Here is a 17,268-nt window from a genome sequence, read left to right as displayed (position 1 = left end):
CGATGAATTTTTCCCAGTTCTTTATTCAGCGGCCGATTTTCGCCGCTGTGCTTTCCTTGCTTATCCTGATTGCGGGCGGCATTTCGCTGTTCCAGTTACCGATCAGCGAATACCCTGAAGTGGTTCCGCCTACCGTTGTGGTGCGCGCCAACTTCCCCGGTGCCAACCCCAAGGTGATCGGTGACACCGTGGCCGCACCACTGGAGCAGGCCATCACCGGTGTCGAGAACATGCTGTATATGTCTTCGCAGTCCACCGCTGACGGCAAGATCACCCTGACCATCACCTTTGCCCTGGGTACAGACCTGGACAACGCCCAGGTGCAGGTGCAAAACCGGGTGACCCGCACCCAGCCCAAACTGCCGGAAGAAGTGACGCGCATCGGCATCACGGTGGACAAAGCCTCGCCAGACCTGACCATGGTTGTGCACTTGACCTCGCCGGACAAGCGCTACGACATGCTCTACCTGTCCAACTACGCCATCCTCAATATCAAGGATGAGCTGGCGCGCCTCAACGGTATTGGCGATGTGCAGATGTTCGGCATGGGCGATTACTCGCTGCGGGTATGGCTCGATCCAAACAAAACTGCCTCGCGCAACCTGACAGCCACTGATGTAGTGACCGCCATTCGCGAGCAAAACCGCCAGGTGGCTGCCGGTGCCCTCGGTGCCCCGCCCGCCCCCAATGCCACCAGCTTCCAGCTGTCGGTCAACACCCAGGGCCGCCTGGTCACTGAGGAGGAGTTCGAAAACATCATCATCCGCTCCGGTGATGATGGCCAGATCACCCGCCTCAAGGACATTGCCCGGGTTGAGCTGGGCTCCAGCCAGTACGCCTTGCGTTCCTTGCTGAACAACCAGCCGGCGGTGGCGATCCCGATCTTCCAGCGTCCGGGTTCCAACGCCATCCAGATCTCCAATGACGTTCGCGCCAAGATGGCCGAGCTGAAAAAGAACTTCCCGGAGGGCATGGATTTCGACATCGTTTACGACCCGACCATCTTTGTTCGTGGTTCGATCGAAGCGGTAGTCCACACCCTGTTTGAAGCCCTGATCCTGGTAGTACTGGTTGTAATCCTGTTCCTGCAAACCTGGCGCGCTTCGATTATCCCGCTGGTCGCTGTGCCCGTATCGCTGATCGGTACGTTTGCAGTGATGCATATGTTTGGCTTCTCGCTCAACGCTTTGTCCCTGTTCGGACTGGTGCTGGCCATCGGTATCGTGGTGGACGATGCGATTGTGGTGGTGGAGAACGTCGAGCGAAATATCGAGCTGGGGCTTAACCCCGTCGATGCAACCAAGCGGGCCATGCGCGAAGTAACCGGACCGATCATTGCCACCGCGCTGGTACTGTGTGCGGTGTTTATCCCGGCCGCATTCATTTCGGGCCTGACCGGCCAGTTTTACAAGCAATTTGCCCTGACCATTGCCATTTCGACGGTGATCTCGGCTTTCAACTCGCTGACCCTGTCCCCTGCACTGGCAGCAGTATTGCTTAAAGGCCATCATGCGCCGAAAGACCGCTTCACTCGTCTGCTGGACCGTATGTTCGGTGGCTGGTTGTTCGGCCCGTTCAACCGCTTCTTCGTCAAGGCCAGTAACGGTTATGTCGGTACCGTGCGACGGATCATCCGTGGCAGCGGCATCGCCATGCTGGTTTACGCAGGTTTGATGGTGCTGACCTGGGCTGGCTTTGCCCACACGCCCACCGGCTTTGTACCACCGCAAGACAAGCAATACCTGGTGGCCTTCGCCCAACTGCCGGACGCCGCGAGCCTGGACCGCACAGAAGCGGTAATAAAACGCATGTCCGAAATTGCTCTCAAGCAACCTGGCGTTGCCAACTCGGTGGCTTTCCCCGGCCTGTCGATCAACGGTTTTACCAACAGCCCGAACAGCGGCATCGTGTTCACCCCGCTCAAGCCGTTTGATGAACGCAAGGACCCAAGTCAGTCGGCAGCGGCGATTGCCGCCGCGTTGAACGCACAGTTTGCCGACATTCAGGACGCCTATATCGCCATCTTCCCGCCGCCGCCGGTACAGGGGCTGGGCACCATTGGCGGTTTCCGCCTGCAAGTCGAAGACCGCAGTGGTCTGGGCTATGACGAGCTGTACAAAGAAGTGCAGAACGTGATCGCCAAGAGCCATAACGTGCCGGAACTGGCCGGGTTGTTCACCAGCTATCAGGTCAACGTGCCGCAAGTCGATGCCGCTATCGACCGCGAAAAGGCCAAGACCCACGGCGTTGCCATCAGCGACATCTTCGATACCCTGCAGATCTACCTGGGTTCGCTGTATGCCAACGATTTCAACCGCTTCGGTCGGACTTATCAGGTGAATGTGCAGGCCGAGCAGCAGTTCCGTCTCGAACCCGAGCAGATCGGCCAGCTGAAAGTGCGTAACAACAAGGGAGAAATGATCCCGCTGGCGACCTTTATCAAGGTCAGCGACACCGCAGGTCCTGACCGCGTGATGCACTACAACGGCTTTGTTACCGCTGAAATCAACGGCGGCGCAGCACCGGGTTACAGCTCGGGCCAGGCCGAGGCGGCGATGGAAAAACTGCTCAAGGAAGAACTGCCCAACGGCATGACCTACGAATGGACTGAGCTGACCTATCAGCAAATCCTCTCGGGTAATACCGCGCTGTTTGTGTTCCCGCTCTGCGTACTGCTGGCGTTCCTGGTACTGGCCGCTCAATACGAAAGCTGGAGCTTGCCTCTGGCGGTGATCCTGATCGTGCCGATGACACTGTTGTCCGCGATTACCGGGGTGATTCTGTCCGGCGGTGACAACAACATCTTCACCCAGATCGGTTTGATCGTACTGGTGGGGCTGGCGTGCAAGAACGCGATTCTGATCGTCGAGTTTGCCAAGGACAAACAGGAAGAAGGCCTCGACCCGCTGGCAGCGGTGCTGGAAGCCTGCCGTCTGCGTCTGCGGCCGATTCTGATGACCTCCTTCGCCTTCATCATGGGTGTGGTGCCTCTGGTGCTGTCCAGCGGTGCCGGTGCAGAGATGCGCCATGCGATGGGTGTTGCGGTGTTCTCCGGGATGCTCGGGGTGACCTTCTTCGGCCTGCTGCTGACGCCGGTGTTCTATGTATTGATTCGCCGCTATGTAGAGCGCAGTGAAGCGCGCAAAGCGGCCAAGCACCTCACGTTGGAGTCGCAACAATGAGCGTGAAAGTTTTTCTGCCGAGCCTGTTGGTGCTGGCCCTGAGCGCTTGCGCCGTGGGCCCGGACTACAAGACCCCGGCCACGGCCCCGGCACAGATCAGTGCCGACAACCTCAAGGGCTTTGATCGGGCACATTTTGAAGGGATCTGGTGGCAACAGTTTGACGATCCGACCCTCAACCAGCTGGTGACCCAGTCTCTGGCCGGCAACCGCGAGCTGCGCGTGGCATTTGCCCGCCTGCGGGCGGCCCGGGCGATTCGCGATGATGTCAGCAACGACATCATGCCGACCATCACCAGCCGCGCCAGCAGCGATGTGGGCAAGGGCCAGATCCCGGGCACCACCGAGAAGCGCGTCAACAGCGAGCGCTATGACCTGGGCCTGGACATGGCCTGGGAAATCGACTTGTTTGGCCGTATCCAGCGCGAGCTGGAGGCCAGCGATGCCGATGAACAGGCGGCTGCGGCCGATCTGTATCAACTGCAAGTGACCATGATTGCCGAACTGGTGGATGCCTATGGTGAACTACGGGGTGCACAGCTGCGCGAGCGCATCGCCCTGGACAACCTGAAAAACCAGCAGGACTCCAAGGCCATCACTGAAAGCCTGCGTGACGCCGGAGTTGGCGATCAGCTGGACGTGGTGCGCGCTGACGCCCGCCTTGCCTCGGTTGAAGCCAGCGTGCCGCAATTGCAGGCCGAGCAGGTGCGCGAGCGCAATCGTATCGCCACCTTGCTGGGCCAGCGACCTGAGCAGTTGAGCGTGGATCTGAGCCCCAAACAGCTACCGGCCATTGCCAAGGCGCTGAATATCGGCAATCCCGGCGACCTGCTGCAACGACGCCCGGACATCATGAGTGCCGAGCGCAAACTGGCAGCGGCGACGGCCCGTATCGGCGTGGCCAAGGCCGACCTGTTCCCGCGGGTCAGCCTCAGCGGTTTCCTCGGTTTTACTGCCGGACGTGGCTCGCAAATTGGTTCAGCAGCAGCCAATGCCTGGGCACTGGGCCCACGCATTACCTGGCCTGCATTTGACCTGGGCAGCGTGCGGGCACGACTGCGCGGTGCCGATGCAGAGGCCGATGGCGCCCTGGCCAGTTACGAGCAGCAAGTACTGCTGGCGCTGGAAGAGTCGGAAAACGCCTTCAGTGACTACGGCAAACGCCAACAGCGCTTGCTGTCGTTAATACGTCAAAGTGAGTCAAGTCGTACAGCAGCTGACCTCGCAGCCATTCGCTATCGCGAAGGCACGGTGGACTTTCTGGTGCTGCTCGATGCCCAGCGCGAGCGTCTTGCGGCAGAAGACAGCCAAGCCCAGGCCGAGGTTGAGCTGTATCGCGGCGTAGTGGCTATTTACAAAGCATTGGGCGGCGGCTGGCAAGCCGAGACTGTCGCCAGCGCGCACTGATTCAACGAGCTCCTTTGGTTGGCCGCAACCAACCATTTTTTGGCCCCGCGTACATTCGGTCGCGGGGCTTTTTTTTTGCTTCGCTGAAGCCCGGCAAACACACAATCACGAACGCTGTCTTGAGGTAAGGAGTGCTTGCCCTTAATACCGCGCATCCACCGGTTTGCCACCCTTGGGCCAGTCCTTGGCCTTGTCGACAAAATCAGGTCGTGGCTGATGGGAGAAGTACTCAGCCACATCCACTGCCTCCTGATCCGATAATCCACCCTGCCCTAACGGGAATTTCTCGTGGAAGCCGATCGGCATATTGCGTTTCACAAACGCCGCCGCCGTGTAAGTGCGCGCCATGCCCGCGCCGATATTGAACGACTCGTTACCCCACAACGGCGGGTACACAAAGCTGCCATCGGCCTGTTTCAGGCCCTGGCCGTCGTCACCGTGGCACACCGCACATTGCTGCGCATAGATCAGTTTGCCGTTTTCCGGATCGGGGACGATTTTCGGATCGACCTTGCCCACGCCACGGCCCGCAACCTTGTCCCCCGCTACCGTGTTCATTTTCATCCAGTCAAAATACGCCACCATCGCCTGCATATCCGGCGAGGCTACGGGCAAGGGTTGGCCATTCATCGAGCGACGGAAACAACCATTGATCCGCTCCTCCAGTGTCACTTCCTTGCCCGCCCGTGGCGCATAGCCGGGGAAGAACGCCGAGACCCCGACAAAAGGCGAGCCATCGGCCACGGTGCCTGCGTTCAAGTGGCAACTGGTGCAGTTCAGGGCATTGCCAACGTTATCCGGCAACAGCGCCTTGGTTTGCAGATGCAGGCGCATGCCGCGCACCACCTGATCGGCATTGGCGGCACTGAGCAGATTGGCCAGGCGCGGGGTGACAAAGGTGGTCTCGTCGACAGTCTCGGGGTTCAACTGCTTGCGCATCTGCGCGACTTGCCCTGGCTTGATCGCTGGAGCCGCGTTGCCCCAGCTGCTGCGCACAAAGCTGAGGATCTCGGCAATTTCATCATCGCCCAGCCGGGCGAAGCCAGGCATGGTGTACACCCGCGGGTGCGTTGCTGTTTGCGGGGTTTTCCAGCCGGTCAGGGTGATATGCAGGAGTGTCGTCGGGTTGGCCGCAACGATCCCCGGGTTGCCGTTCAACGGCGGAACATGCCTTTGACCCCGCCGCCATCCGGGCGATGGCAATCAGCGCAGAACTGCGTGTAACCCAACCCGCCACGGCTGCTGTACAGCGTATCCGGTGCCTTGGCGGGTGTGATCGCCACGGCTGGCATCGGTAAATCATCCTTGCCTGCAGGTAGCGATTTCAAATAGCTGGCGATGGCAGTCAAGTCTGCATCGGTAAAGTGCTGGGTACTGTGGTGGATCACATCAGCCATATTGCCCGACACCGTAGCAAAACGGTTTTGTCCGGTCTTGAGCAACTGCACGGTGTCCTCCACCGTCCACAGATTGCGCAGGCTCAAGGCGCGCCAGTGCTCGACGGTTTCCCCCGCCAGATAGTGCTTGCCGGCACTGCCGTCATCGCTCATGGCCTTTTCCTGAAAGGCGATACCACGCGGCGTATGGCACGAGCCGCAATGCCCCAGGCCCTGCACCAGATAGGCGCCACGGTTCAGTTCGACGCTTTTGTCCGGGTCGGGGACAAACGGCTGATTATCGACAAACGCCCAGTTCCACAGCGCCAGCCCCCAACGCTGGTTAAACGGGAAGCCCATATCGGCCTCAAGATTGGCCATTTTTACCGGAGCCACGTCTTGCATCAGGTAGGCATACAGGGCGCGCATATCGTCTTCGCTCATCTTCGCGTAAGACGGATACGGCATCGCCGGATAGAGGTTTTTCCCCGCAGGTGTCACACCCTGGCGCATGGCCTTGTCGAACTGTTCAAAGCTGTACTGGCCGATACCTGTCTCGGGATCCGGGGTGATATTGCTCGAGTAAATCGTGCCCATTGGCGTTTTCAGCTCGAGCCCGCCCGCCATCTCGGCCCCGCCCATGGCGGTATGGCAGGCAATGCAGTCACCGAGCCGGGCCACATAGTGGCCGCGTTCAATCAGGTTTTTCTCGGGGTTGGCTGCCGGGGTCGGCTCGCTGGCCTGCACCTCAAGGGTACACAGCAACGTCAGGCCGGCTAATGCCAGACGTGGAAAGGTAGAAAGCATCGCGTTATTCCTTTAAGGCGTCGATCTGGGGTGGTCCCCTCGAAACGGGCCGTGCTGGTTTTGTTATGGACTCCTCACAGGACGCTTGTACCGGCTTTTACCGCCACGACGTTTGACCCGGATCATGCACGCCGCAACCAGGGTGTGTGGCCGGGCGCTCTAAGCTAGTTCCAAAACGGTATTTTCCCCTTTGATTTAAAGCACTTAGATTCGCTGCACCGGACCGCCGGACAGCCCCTTCTTATCTTCTTACAACAAGGTCCAAGCCATGTCCGTGCGCACACTCCTGATTGCTCTTTCCCTCGCAGGCCTCAGCTTCGGCGCGCAGGCAGCTGATTTGACCATCGGCTATATCACCGGCATCGACCCCACCAAACTGGCCCAGGCCGAGGGCAGTTACGACAAAGCCATCGGTGAAAAGATTGACTGGCGCCGCTTTGATTCGGGTCCGGCGGTGGTGTCGGCCCTGGCCTCCGGAGACCTGCAGATCGGCAATCTGGGTTCAAGCCCGCTGGCTGCCGCGGCCTCGCGCAATGTGCCGCTGGTGACTTTTATCGTCACCGCGCAGATCAAGGGTTCCGAAGCTCTGGTGGTGCGTGACGGCAGCGGTATCAACGGCCCGCAGGACCTGATCGGCAAGACCATCGCCACGCCCTTTGTCTCGACGTCGCACTACAGCCTGCTGGGCGCGCTGAAACACTGGAACCTGACCCCGCAGCAGGTCAAGGTGGTCAACCTGAGCCCCGCGCAAATCACCGCAGCCTGGAAGCGTGGCGATATCGACGGCGCGTTCACCTGGTCACCTGCCCTGGGGGAAATTCGCAAGACCGGGAAAATCCTCACCGACGCCGGCCAGGTCAGCGAATGGGGCGCACCGACTTTTGAAGTCTGGGTCGCACGCAAGGATTTCGCGGACAAACATCCGGAAATCGTCGCTAAATTCGCCAAAGTCAGCCTCGATGCCATCGCCGACTACAACGCCCACCAGACCGCCTGGACTACCGATTCGCCGCAGGTGCAGACAATCGCCAGGCTGACCGGCGCCAGCCCCGAAGACATCCCCGAGTTGCTGCACGGCGCGCACTTCCCTTCGGCAGCCGAGCAAAAGTCGGCGCAGTTGCTGGGGGGTGGCACGGCCAAAGATATCGCCGGGACGGCCCTGTTCCTCAAGGAGCAGGGCAAGATCGAAACCGTTCTGCCCGACTATTCAGCCTTTGTCAGCGATAAATTTTTGCCGCAATAACAAGCTGTTAGCCACTGGCACAACAAATGCTTCGTTACGCCCTACAACACAGTGCCTTGCACCGCCGGCTCCGCTCTGGCGCTGCAACAACCTGGGTGAACCCCGACGCCAGACGCGTCCCGGATCATAATAAGGAGCGTAAGGATGGCAACGCCTGTTACAGCGTCACCGATAAATATGCCTGCCGTGAAGACCGTGGGCTTTCTGGTGATACCAAACTTCACCACCATCGGTTTTGCCTCGGCCATCGAAACCTTGCGCATGGCCAATATGGCAGCGCGCTGTGAAATGTTTCGCAGCGTTATCATTGCCCCCACCCTCGATCCGGTCATGGCCAGCAACGGCATGCGTATCCTGCCCGACTATGTGATCGGCGATGCACCAAAACTGGACATTTTGCTGGTGGTGGGTTCAAACCCGATCGTCTCCCACCTCAGCAGCCGCCCGGTGCTCAACTGGCTGCGCAAACTGGCCCACGAACAAGTGGCGCTGGGCGGGATCTGCACCGGCAGCTACTGGCTGGCCCGCGCCGGGCTGCTCAAGGGTTATCGCTGCACCATCCACTGGGAAGATATCGAAACCCTCAAGGACCATTTCCCGGGGATCATTATTTCCAATCAGTTATTCGAACTGGATCGCGACCGCTATACCTGCTCGGGTGGCGTGGCGTCGATGGACATGACCTTGCAATTGATTGCCCGCGAACCGGGTGGCCGCGAGATTGCGGCCCACGCTGCCGAGTTGCTGCTGTGTGACCGAGCCCGCGGGCCGCAAGAGCAACAGCGCGTACCGCTGCGCCAGAAGCTGGGTACATCGCAGCCCAAACTGAGTCAGGTGGTGGCAATCATGGAGGCCAATCTGGAAGAGCCGGTCAGCCTGGAAGACCTGGCGCGGTTGAACGAAGTGTCGGTACGTCAGCTAGAACGCCTGTTCCACAAACACCTGCAACGCACACCCAGCCAGTACTACCTGGAGTTACGCCTGGCCAGGGCGCGGAGCCTGTTGCTGCGCAGCGAATCACAAGTGCGGGATATCGCCCTGGCCTGTGGCTTTGTCTCGGCGGCGCATTTTTCCAAGTGCTATAGCCGCCTGTTTGGTGTATCACCCATTGGTGAACGCAAGCAGGTGGCGTTGCACTAAAACATCACCCGTAGCAGCTGCCGAGCGGAACGAGGCTGCTACGGAGGTAGGAGGCGGCAGGTTAATCCTGCAACGCCTTGTGCGCGGTCTCCCGGCTGGCCAGCATCGCCACCAGTGCCACTGCCGCGGCGGCCAGCAAGTACCAGGCCGGGGCCATTTTGTTGCCGGTCATCTGAATCAGCCAGGTGGCAATAAACGGCGCAGTCCCGCCAAACACGGCGTTGGCCACGTTAAAGCTGAAGGCAAAACCGCTGAAGCGCACCCGGGTCGGGAAGATCTCGGCCAGAAAGCACGGCAAGGTGCCGTCGTTCATTGCCAGGATGGCACCGAAGGCAATCTGGATCATCAGAATCACCAGCAGTGACGGGTTGCCCAGCATCCCGAACAGCGGAAAGGTCAGCAGCAGGAACATCACCGAGGCACTGACCAACATGGTCTTGCGGCCATAGCGGTCCGACAGCTTGCCCATCAAAAAAATCAGACCGATATAGGTCGCCAGCGACACCGTGGACGCGATAAAGGAATCACTCTCGCTCATGCCCATTTCCGTCGACAGGTAGGTCGGCATGTAACTGAGCAACAGGTAGAAGGCCACCGCATTCAGACAGGTCACGCCAATGCCGATCAATACCGGCCGACGATGCACCGTGAGCAACTCGCGAACCGGGGCATGGGTCGCGCACTCCTTGGCTTCCAGACGCTTTTCCATCTCCAGGAACTTGGGTGAGTCCTGCAAATGCACACGGATATAGCGCCCCACCAGGCCAAAGGGTGCCGCCAGCAGGAAAGGCAGGCGCCAGCCCCAGTCGTGCAGGTTTTCAACCGTCATCAAGGCATGCATGCCCGCGACAAATACTGCGCCAAACAACAGGCCGGCCGCCGTGCTCGCCGGTACGATGCTGGTATAAAAACCGCGCTTGCCCTCAGGTGCATACTCGGCCAGAAACGCCGAAGCGCCCGCGTATTCCCCTGAGGCCGAAAAGCCCTGCACCAGACGAATCAACAACAGCAACACCGGTGCCCAGAGACCGATCTGGTTATAGGTGGGCAGCATGCCGATGCAAAAAGTCGCCACGGTCATAATCAGGATCGACCAGGACAAGGCGCTGCGCCGCCCGTACTTGTCGCCAAAATGCCCCCAGACCAGACCACCGAACGGGCGCACGATAAACGACAGGGCGAACACCGCGAAAGTGGCCAGCAGCCCGGTGGTGGTATCGGTTTGCGGGAAGAACGTCAGGGCGATCACCGTCGCCAGGTAACCATAGGCAGCGTAGTCAAACCACTCGACAAAGTTGCCCATAAAGCTGGCTGTGGCGGCACGGCGCAATGCCTTGCGCTCACTGAGGCGCTCGACCTGCTGTTCGGGGGTCAGGGGCAAAGCGATAGTTGCGCTGGGGATACTCATTGAGCACCTCCTGAGAAAGAGATGCGTGATGGAAAAATGGCAAGCAACGTCGCGACATGGGACATGACAGATACCCTCATTGTGTTCTTTTTGGCAGGGGTAAACAGGTCAGAAAACGCTGCGCAATCTGTGTGCGCATACGTTGGTATCGAGCTCGGAGTGGGAGCGGGCCTGCTCGCGAAGGTATCACCCCGGATTGACGAGGCGCCGCGGTGATACCTTCGCGGGCAGGCCCGCTCCCACAATGCCGCGCAATGACTATTTTTTGATGATGTTGTGCTGCGGGCCATACGGGAAGTGGGTGATGTTCTCGCCGCCCTTTTCGTTGACGATCAGGATATCGTGCTCGCGATACCCGCCTGCTCCCGGACGACCTTCAGGGATCATGATCATTGGCTCGATCGACACCACCATGCCCGGCTCCAGCACCGTGTCGATATCTTCACGCAACTCCAGCCCGGCCTCGCGGCCATAGTAATGACTGAGGGTGCCAAAGGAGTGACCATACCCGAAGGTGCGGTATTGCAGCAGATCGTGTTCCATGAAAATTTCATTGAGCTGCAGAGCAATGTCCGAACACTTCATGCCGGGCCTGATCAGCTTCAGGCCGGCCTCGTGTACCTTGACGTTGACCTCCCACAGGCGCAGGTGCTCGTCGGAGCAATGGTCCAGAAACAGGGTGCGTTCCAGCGCCGTGTAGTAACCGGCAATCATCGGGAAGCAGTTGAGGCTGAGGATATCGCCCTTGTTCACCTTGCGGCTGGTGACCGGGTTATGGGCGCCGTCGGTGTTGATCCCCGACTGGAACCAGGTCCAGGTATCCATCAACTCCGAATCGGGAAAGGTACGGGCAATTTCACGCACCATCGCCTGGGTGGCATGCAGCGCCACTTCATATTCCGGCACCTGATCGCGCAAGGCCTCGACGATGGCCGCGCCACCAATATCGGCAATCCGTGCGCCGTGGCGAATGATGGCGTGTTCTTCCGCCGACTTGATCATGCGCATACGCATGCACGGCGCGGCGATGTCCACCAGCTCGGCCTGGGGATAGCGGCTGGCGAGCTTGTCGCGATTGAGCAGGTTCATGTGATCGAACTCGATACCGATGCGCCCCGCCTTGGGCAGCGCCTGCTGGATCGCCACAAAGTAGTTGTCGCGCTGCCAGTCGGTATACACGATGTTGTCGGTGCCCATGGTCCGGCGCCACGGCTGCCCGCCGTCAATATTGGCGCTGATGGTCACCGCGCTGTCCTGGGTCACCACCAGCGCGTAGTTGCGGCCAAATGAGCAATACAGGAAATCGCTGTAGTAGTTGAGGTTGTGGTACGAGGTGAATACAGCAGCATCGATATTGTGCTGCGCCATATAGGCCCGCAGTTTTCCCTGGCGGTTGGCGTACTCCTGGGCCGAGAACGTCGGAGTGACCTTTTCGCCGTTCTTTATCTGGATGGTTTTCGGCATTTGCATGGCATATGTCCCTGTCATTGATCGAGCGTCAGGAGCCGCCGGCAGGCGGGTCGTTGAGGAACATTCGAACAGATACAGGCACGGCTTTTTTGCGCGAATCCGACCTGTAGTTGATCAGATCCGCTGTGCAATCTTGCCCTCTATCCTTGATAGCATTTGCGCAGCATGGCCAATGATGGGATATTCGCAAATGTGAAATATTCTCATTAGAACCCCTATGCACACATCCCCCCGGCTACTTCTGGTAGAAGACGACTTCAGGCTGCGCCACGATCTGGAGCGACATCTGCTGCAACGCGGCTTTGCCGTGACATCCTGCATCGACGGCATCCAGGGCCTGAGCGCTTTGCAGTCGCAGTGTTTCGACCTGGTGCTGCTCGATATCATGCTGCCCGGCATGGACGGTCTGGCGCTGCTGGAAACCCTGCGCCTGCAACAAAACGTCCCGGTGATGCTGATGTCGGCCTTGGGCAACGAGCAAGACCGAATCACCGGGTTTACCCGAGGTGCCGACGACTATCTGCCCAAACCCTTCAGCCTCGCCGAGCTGGACGCCCGCACCGATGCCCTGCTGCGGCGCATGGCCATGTTCCAGCGCCCGCCGGAGCTGCCGCACAACCCGCGGCTGAGCTTTGATGAAGAGGCTCTGGACGTGGTGCACAACGGCCAGAGTGCAGGCCTGACCCACTCCGAATTCCGCCTGCTGAGCATCCTGCATGAACATGGCGGCGAGGCCTTGAGCAAGGCGTATCTCTACCAGCAGGTGCTTCACCGCATCTACACCCGGCTGGACCGCGGCCTGGATGTGCATGTGTGCAATGTGCGACGCAAGCTGGCGGCCATTGGCGTGCGGCATGTGCAGATCCAGGCCGTGCGTGGCCAGGGTTATATCCTGGTCAGCATGGATAACCCCTGATGCGCCGCCATCCCTTGCTATGGAAACTGGCCCTGCTGCAAATCGCTTTCTGCCTGCTGCTGACCTGGATCATCTGGATCTGGGGAGTGTCGGCCGAACGTCGCACCTATTTTCTTTCGGCCGCCGACCAGCAGTACCTGGCCGACTACGCACAGCAGGCTGAAGGCATCTGGCACAACCAGGGCCCGGCCGGGCTGGCACGTTTTAGCGAAGAGCTGATGGCGAGGGAGGACACCTGGGTAACGGTACTGGGGCCAAACCTGCAAAGCCTGAGCAATACCCCTCTCACCGCCCACAACTATCGCCAGTTGACCTTTATGCGCCAACTGAACTGGCCCATGAGCCGACGTCTGCAGGACGAGCTGCCCTATGTCAGCATCCCCTTTCCCGGGCAGCCGCAACAAGGCCAGCTGGTGATCCAGCTTCCCGAGCGGTTGTTGCCCGGAGGCCTGACACCCTGGACCCATGTGCTCAGTCACGGCGTGATGCCAACGCTGCTGGCCGCGCTCCTCGGGCTGCTGATCTACCGCCACCTGGTGCTGCCACTCAACCGTTTGCGTGACCGCGCCGACGCCTTGCGTGCCGATGACCTGGACAGTGAAGCTCCGCTGCCGCTGATCAAACGCAGGGATGAACTGGGGGAACTGGCCCTGGCCTTCGAACACATGGCCAGCCGCCTGCGCCAGAGCCTCAACCAGCAACGCCTGTTATTGCGCACCCTGTCCCATGAACTGCGTACCCCCCTGGCACGATTGCGCATCGCCCACGACAGCCATTTACCGGCTGAGCACATGCGCCAGCGACTCGATCGCGAGATCGACGATATGCAGCGCCTGCTGGAAGACACCCTCAACCTCGCCTGGATGGACACCGAGCGCCCGCAACTGGCAAGCGAGCCGGTGCTGGTACTGTCCGTATGGGAAGCCCTGTGTGAAGACGCCTGCTTTGAAAGCGGTTGGCCGGTCGAGCGACTGCCCTGTCTGCTGGGCGAAGACTGTTACGTGCAAGTGCATCTCGACAGCCTGGCCCAGGCCCTGGAAAACCTGCTGCGCAATGCAATACGTTATTCACCGCCTGCAGGCAAAGTGACTTTGAGCGGCTGGCGTGAAGGTGATGCCTGGCACCTGTGCCTGAGCGACCAAGGCCCCGGCGTCGATCCGCAGGACCTGGCCAGCCTGTTCGTGCCCTACCAGCGCCTGAAGGGTTCTCTAGGCGAAGGCTTCGGCCTGGGCCTGGCCATCGCCCAACGTGCCATTGAACTGCAACAGGGCCGGTTGTGGGCCAGCAATGGCCAGCCGGGGCTGTGCATGCATGTGCTGTTGCCGGTGGCGCGTCCTCCTGACTGAAACAGAAAACCCTGTGGGCTTGCCCGCGATGCCGCCAACTCGGTTCAACAGACAAACAGCGGCGATCCCATCGCGGGCAAGCCCGCTCCCACAGTGAAGTGTTTAGAAAGTTAATGCGCTTTACTCTCAATTAGCAGTCATTATCATTCGTGATCTTCCTGTATCAGGCTGTCCCGGAGATCACCCGATGTTGCAACATGCGCTGCGCCCTATCGCTCCCTTCGTTCTGTCCGGCTGCTGCTTGCTGGCCAGCTCCGTGCATGCCGCTGCCGCGCTGGAGCTGGAAAACACCAACGTGGTTGCCACCGCCCTGGAAGAAACCAAACAGGCACCCGGGGTCTCGGTGATCACCGCAGAGGACATCAAGAAACGCCCACCGTCCAACGATCTGTCGCAGATCATCCGCACCATGCCCGGGGTCAATCTCACGGGCAACTCCACCAGCGGCCAGCGCGGCAACAACCGTCAGATCGACATCCGCGGCATGGGCCCGGAAAACACCCTGATCCTGGTTGACGGCAAACCGGTCAACAGCCGCAATTCGGTGCGTTACGGCTGGCGCGGCGAGCGTGACAGCCGTGGCGATACCAACTGGGTACCTGCCGATCAGGTAGAAAGCATCGAAGTACTGCGCGGTCCGGCCGCCGCCCTCTACGGCAACGGCGCGGCTGGCGGCGTGGTGAATATCATCACCAAGCAGGCCGGTGCCGAAACCCACGGCGACGTCACGGTCTATTCCAACTTCCCGACCCACAAGGACGAAGGCGCCAGCAAGCGCGTGAGCTTCGGCCTCAACGGCCCGCTCACCGACAACCTGAGCTATCGCGTATACGGCAATATCGCCAAGACCGACCCGGATGACTGGGACATCAACTCAGGCCATGAATCAGAGCGCACCGGCAACCAGGCCGGCACCCTGCCCGCTGGCCGCGAAGGCGTGCGCAACAAGGATGTCAACGGCCTGCTCAGCTGGCGCATGACCCCGCAGCAGACCCTCGACTTCGAGGCTGGTTACAGCCGTCAGGGCAACCTCTATACCGGCGATACGCAAAACACCAACAGCAACGCCTACGTCAAAAGCCTGCTGGGCCACGAGACCAACCGTACCTACCGCGAAACCTATGCCCTGACCCACCGTGGTGAATGGGACTTTGGTAACAGCATGGCCTACCTGCAATACGAAAAAACCCGCAATACGCGGATCAACGAAGGCCTGGCAGGCGGCACCGAAGGCATTTTCAGCAGTGGTGATTTCTATACTGCGGTATTGCGCGACCTGACCGCCCACGGCGAGGTCAATCTGCCGCTGCACGCAGGTTTCGACCAGACCCTGACCCTGGGCAGCGAATGGACCCAGCAAAAGCTCGACGACCCCAGCGCCAACACCCAGTCCACCAGCGAAGGCGGTTCGGTCAGCGGCCTGAGCAGCAGCAATCGCAGCACCACCTCCTCGGCGCAGATTTTCTCGTTGTTTGCCGCCGACAATATCGAGCTGCTACCCGGCACCATGCTCACCCCCGGCCTGCGTCTGGACCACCACAGCGTGGTCGGCAACAACTGGAGCCCGTCGCTTAACCTGTCCCATGCCCTGACCGAAACAGTCACCCTCAAGGCCGGCATCGCCCGCGCCTATAAAGCGCCTAACCTGTACCAGCTCAACCCCGATTACCTGCTCTACAGCCGCGGCCAGGGTTGCTATGGCCAGAGCACCAGTTGCTACCTGCAAGGCAACGCCGACCTGAAAGCCGAAACCAGCGTCAACAAGGAACTGGGCATCGAGTACAAGGAGAACGGCGTCGTCGCGGGCCTGACTTACTTTCGCAACGATTACAAAAACAAGATCGAATCCGGCATGAGCCCCATCGGCAATGCCGTGGGCGGAACAGGCACCTATGCCAATGCCGCGATCTACCAGTGGGAAAACGTACCCAAGGCACTGGTCGAGGGCCTTGAAGGCACCCTTACCCTGCCCCTGGCGCCGCAACTGACCTGGACCAACAACTTCACCTATATGCTGCAATCGAAAAACAAGCAGACCGGTGACGCCCTGTCCGTCACCCCGCGCTACACCCTTAACTCCATGCTGGACTGGCAGGCAACCGATGACCTGTCGCTGCAAGCGAGCGTGGCCTGGTACGGCAAACAGACACCGAAAAAATTCGACTACCACGGCGACCGCGTCACCGGCACCGCCAACAACCAGCTTTCGCCTTATGCCATTGCCGGCATCAGCGGCACCTACGCCATTACGGCCAACCTGAGCCTGACCACGGGTATCGATAACTTGTTCGACAAGCGCCTGTTCCGTGAGGGCAACGCCCAGGGTGTGACCAATATCGCCGGGGCCGGGGCGGCGACTTACAACGAGCCGGGGCGTACGCTCTACACCAGCCTGACCGCGTCGTTTTAAAGCATAACGAGATTGCCTGATGAGAAACCTGACCCTGCCATTGACGCTGCTGCTTGCCCTGGCCCTCCCCGGGCAAGCCGCCCAGGCCCGGCCCGCGCCTGACCAGCTGATGGACACCCGCCTGCTGCAGCGCACAGATATGGACTACCGCTTCAGCCGCTTGCTGATCGACTCCGCCGATGGCCAGCGCCATTATCAGCTATGGATCGGTCGACCCAATGCCGCGCCGCCGAAAAACGGTTTCCCGGTGCTGTGGATGCTCGACGGCAATGCCGCCATCGGCGCACTGGATGCCGACCTGCTGCGGGATCTTGCCCGTGGCAAGGCACCATTACTGGTCGCCATCGGCTACCAGACACCACTGCGCATCGAGCGCACTGCCCGCACTTACGACTACACCCCGAACAGGCCTGGCCTGACCGCGCAAACCGACCCGCTGAGCGGGCTGCCCAGTGGCGGTGCGGATGTCTTCCTGGACCTGTTGCGCGAGCGCATGCGCCCGGCGGTGGCGGCCAAGGCACCGATCAACCTGCAGGAGCAAACCTTGTGGGGCCATTCCTATGG

General features: G+C 60.2%; 9 protein-coding genes and 2 pseudogenes. 8 read left to right on the top strand and 3 right to left on the bottom strand.

All coding sequences use genetic code 11. The features are described 5' to 3' along the window. Nucleotides 1–2: 2 nt before the first annotated feature. Complete coding sequence (locus GHO03_RS15055; protein ID WP_095023852.1) at nt 3–3,182, top strand: efflux RND transporter permease subunit; 3,180 nt, start codon at nt 3–5, stop codon at nt 3,180–3,182. Beyond that, nucleotides 3,179–4,588, top strand: a complete 1,410-nt coding sequence (locus GHO03_RS15050) for an efflux transporter outer membrane subunit (RefSeq protein ID WP_095019993.1) — start codon at nt 3,179–3,181, stop codon at nt 4,586–4,588. The genes GHO03_RS15055 and GHO03_RS15050 overlap by 4 nt, the downstream gene beginning before the upstream one ends. 141 nt (nt 4,589–4,729) lie before the next feature. On the opposite strand, the pseudogene GHO03_RS15045 reads toward GHO03_RS15050, so the two are convergent. Beyond that, nucleotides 4,730–6,771 (bottom strand): annotated as a pseudogene (locus GHO03_RS15045) (c-type cytochrome). Between the two features lie 268 nt (nt 6,772–7,039). Here GHO03_RS15045 and tauA point away from each other — a divergent pair. Continuing rightward, nucleotides 7,040–8,014: a taurine ABC transporter substrate-binding protein gene (gene tauA, locus GHO03_RS15040; protein ID WP_095023849.1), complete on the top strand. Its 975-nt coding sequence runs from the start codon at nt 7,040–7,042 to the stop codon at nt 8,012–8,014. 144 nt (nt 8,015–8,158) lie between these two features. After that, the gene (locus GHO03_RS15035) at nt 8,159–9,154 is read left to right on the top strand and encodes a GlxA family transcriptional regulator (RefSeq protein WP_095000345.1); all 996 of its coding nucleotides are present in this window, start codon (nt 8,159–8,161) and stop codon (nt 9,152–9,154) included. 61 nt (nt 9,155–9,215) lie between these two features. On the opposite strand, the gene GHO03_RS15030 is transcribed toward GHO03_RS15035, so the two are convergent. Both GHO03_RS15030 and GHO03_RS15025 read right to left on the bottom strand, forming a co-directional pair. Next, nucleotides 9,216–10,457 (bottom strand): MFS transporter, encoded by a 1,242-nt coding sequence (locus GHO03_RS15030; protein ID WP_372241747.1) that lies wholly within the window; start codon nt 10,455–10,457, stop codon nt 9,216–9,218. A 363-nt stretch (nt 10,458–10,820) separates the two neighbouring features. Beyond that, nucleotides 10,821–12,032, bottom strand: coding sequence for a M24 family metallopeptidase (locus GHO03_RS15025; RefSeq protein ID WP_095000347.1), 1,212 nt, complete (start codon nt 12,030–12,032; stop codon nt 10,821–10,823). A gap of 217 nt (nt 12,033–12,249) precedes the next feature. Here GHO03_RS15025 and GHO03_RS15020 point away from each other — a divergent pair, with 217 nt between their 5' ends. The 4 genes and pseudogenes from GHO03_RS15020 to GHO03_RS15005 all read left to right on the top strand — a co-directional run. After that, complete coding sequence (locus GHO03_RS15020; RefSeq protein WP_153400143.1) at nt 12,250–12,948, top strand: response regulator transcription factor; 699 nt, start codon at nt 12,250–12,252, stop codon at nt 12,946–12,948. After that, nucleotides 12,948–14,294, top strand: a complete 1,347-nt coding sequence (locus GHO03_RS15015; RefSeq protein ID WP_153400142.1) for a sensor histidine kinase — start codon at nt 12,948–12,950, stop codon at nt 14,292–14,294. The genes GHO03_RS15020 and GHO03_RS15015 overlap by 1 nt, the downstream gene beginning before the upstream one ends. A 187-nt stretch (nt 14,295–14,481) precedes the next feature. Next, a complete protein-coding gene (locus tag GHO03_RS15010) occupies nt 14,482–16,704 on the top strand; it encodes a TonB-dependent siderophore receptor (protein ID WP_095000350.1) in 2,223 nt (740 codons plus the stop codon). 19 nt (nt 16,705–16,723) lie between these two features. Then, nucleotides 16,724–17,268, top strand: a pseudogene (locus GHO03_RS15005) (alpha/beta hydrolase); the annotation flags it as partial.

The sequence above is a fragment of the Pseudomonas sp. FSL R10-1339 genome (assembly GCF_009600545.1).
Classification (GTDB): Bacteria; Pseudomonadota; Gammaproteobacteria; order Pseudomonadales; family Pseudomonadaceae; genus Aquipseudomonas; species Aquipseudomonas bubulae.
The sequence above is the reverse complement of the archived record's forward strand: the minus strand, read 5'-3'. Positions and strand labels throughout refer to the sequence as shown.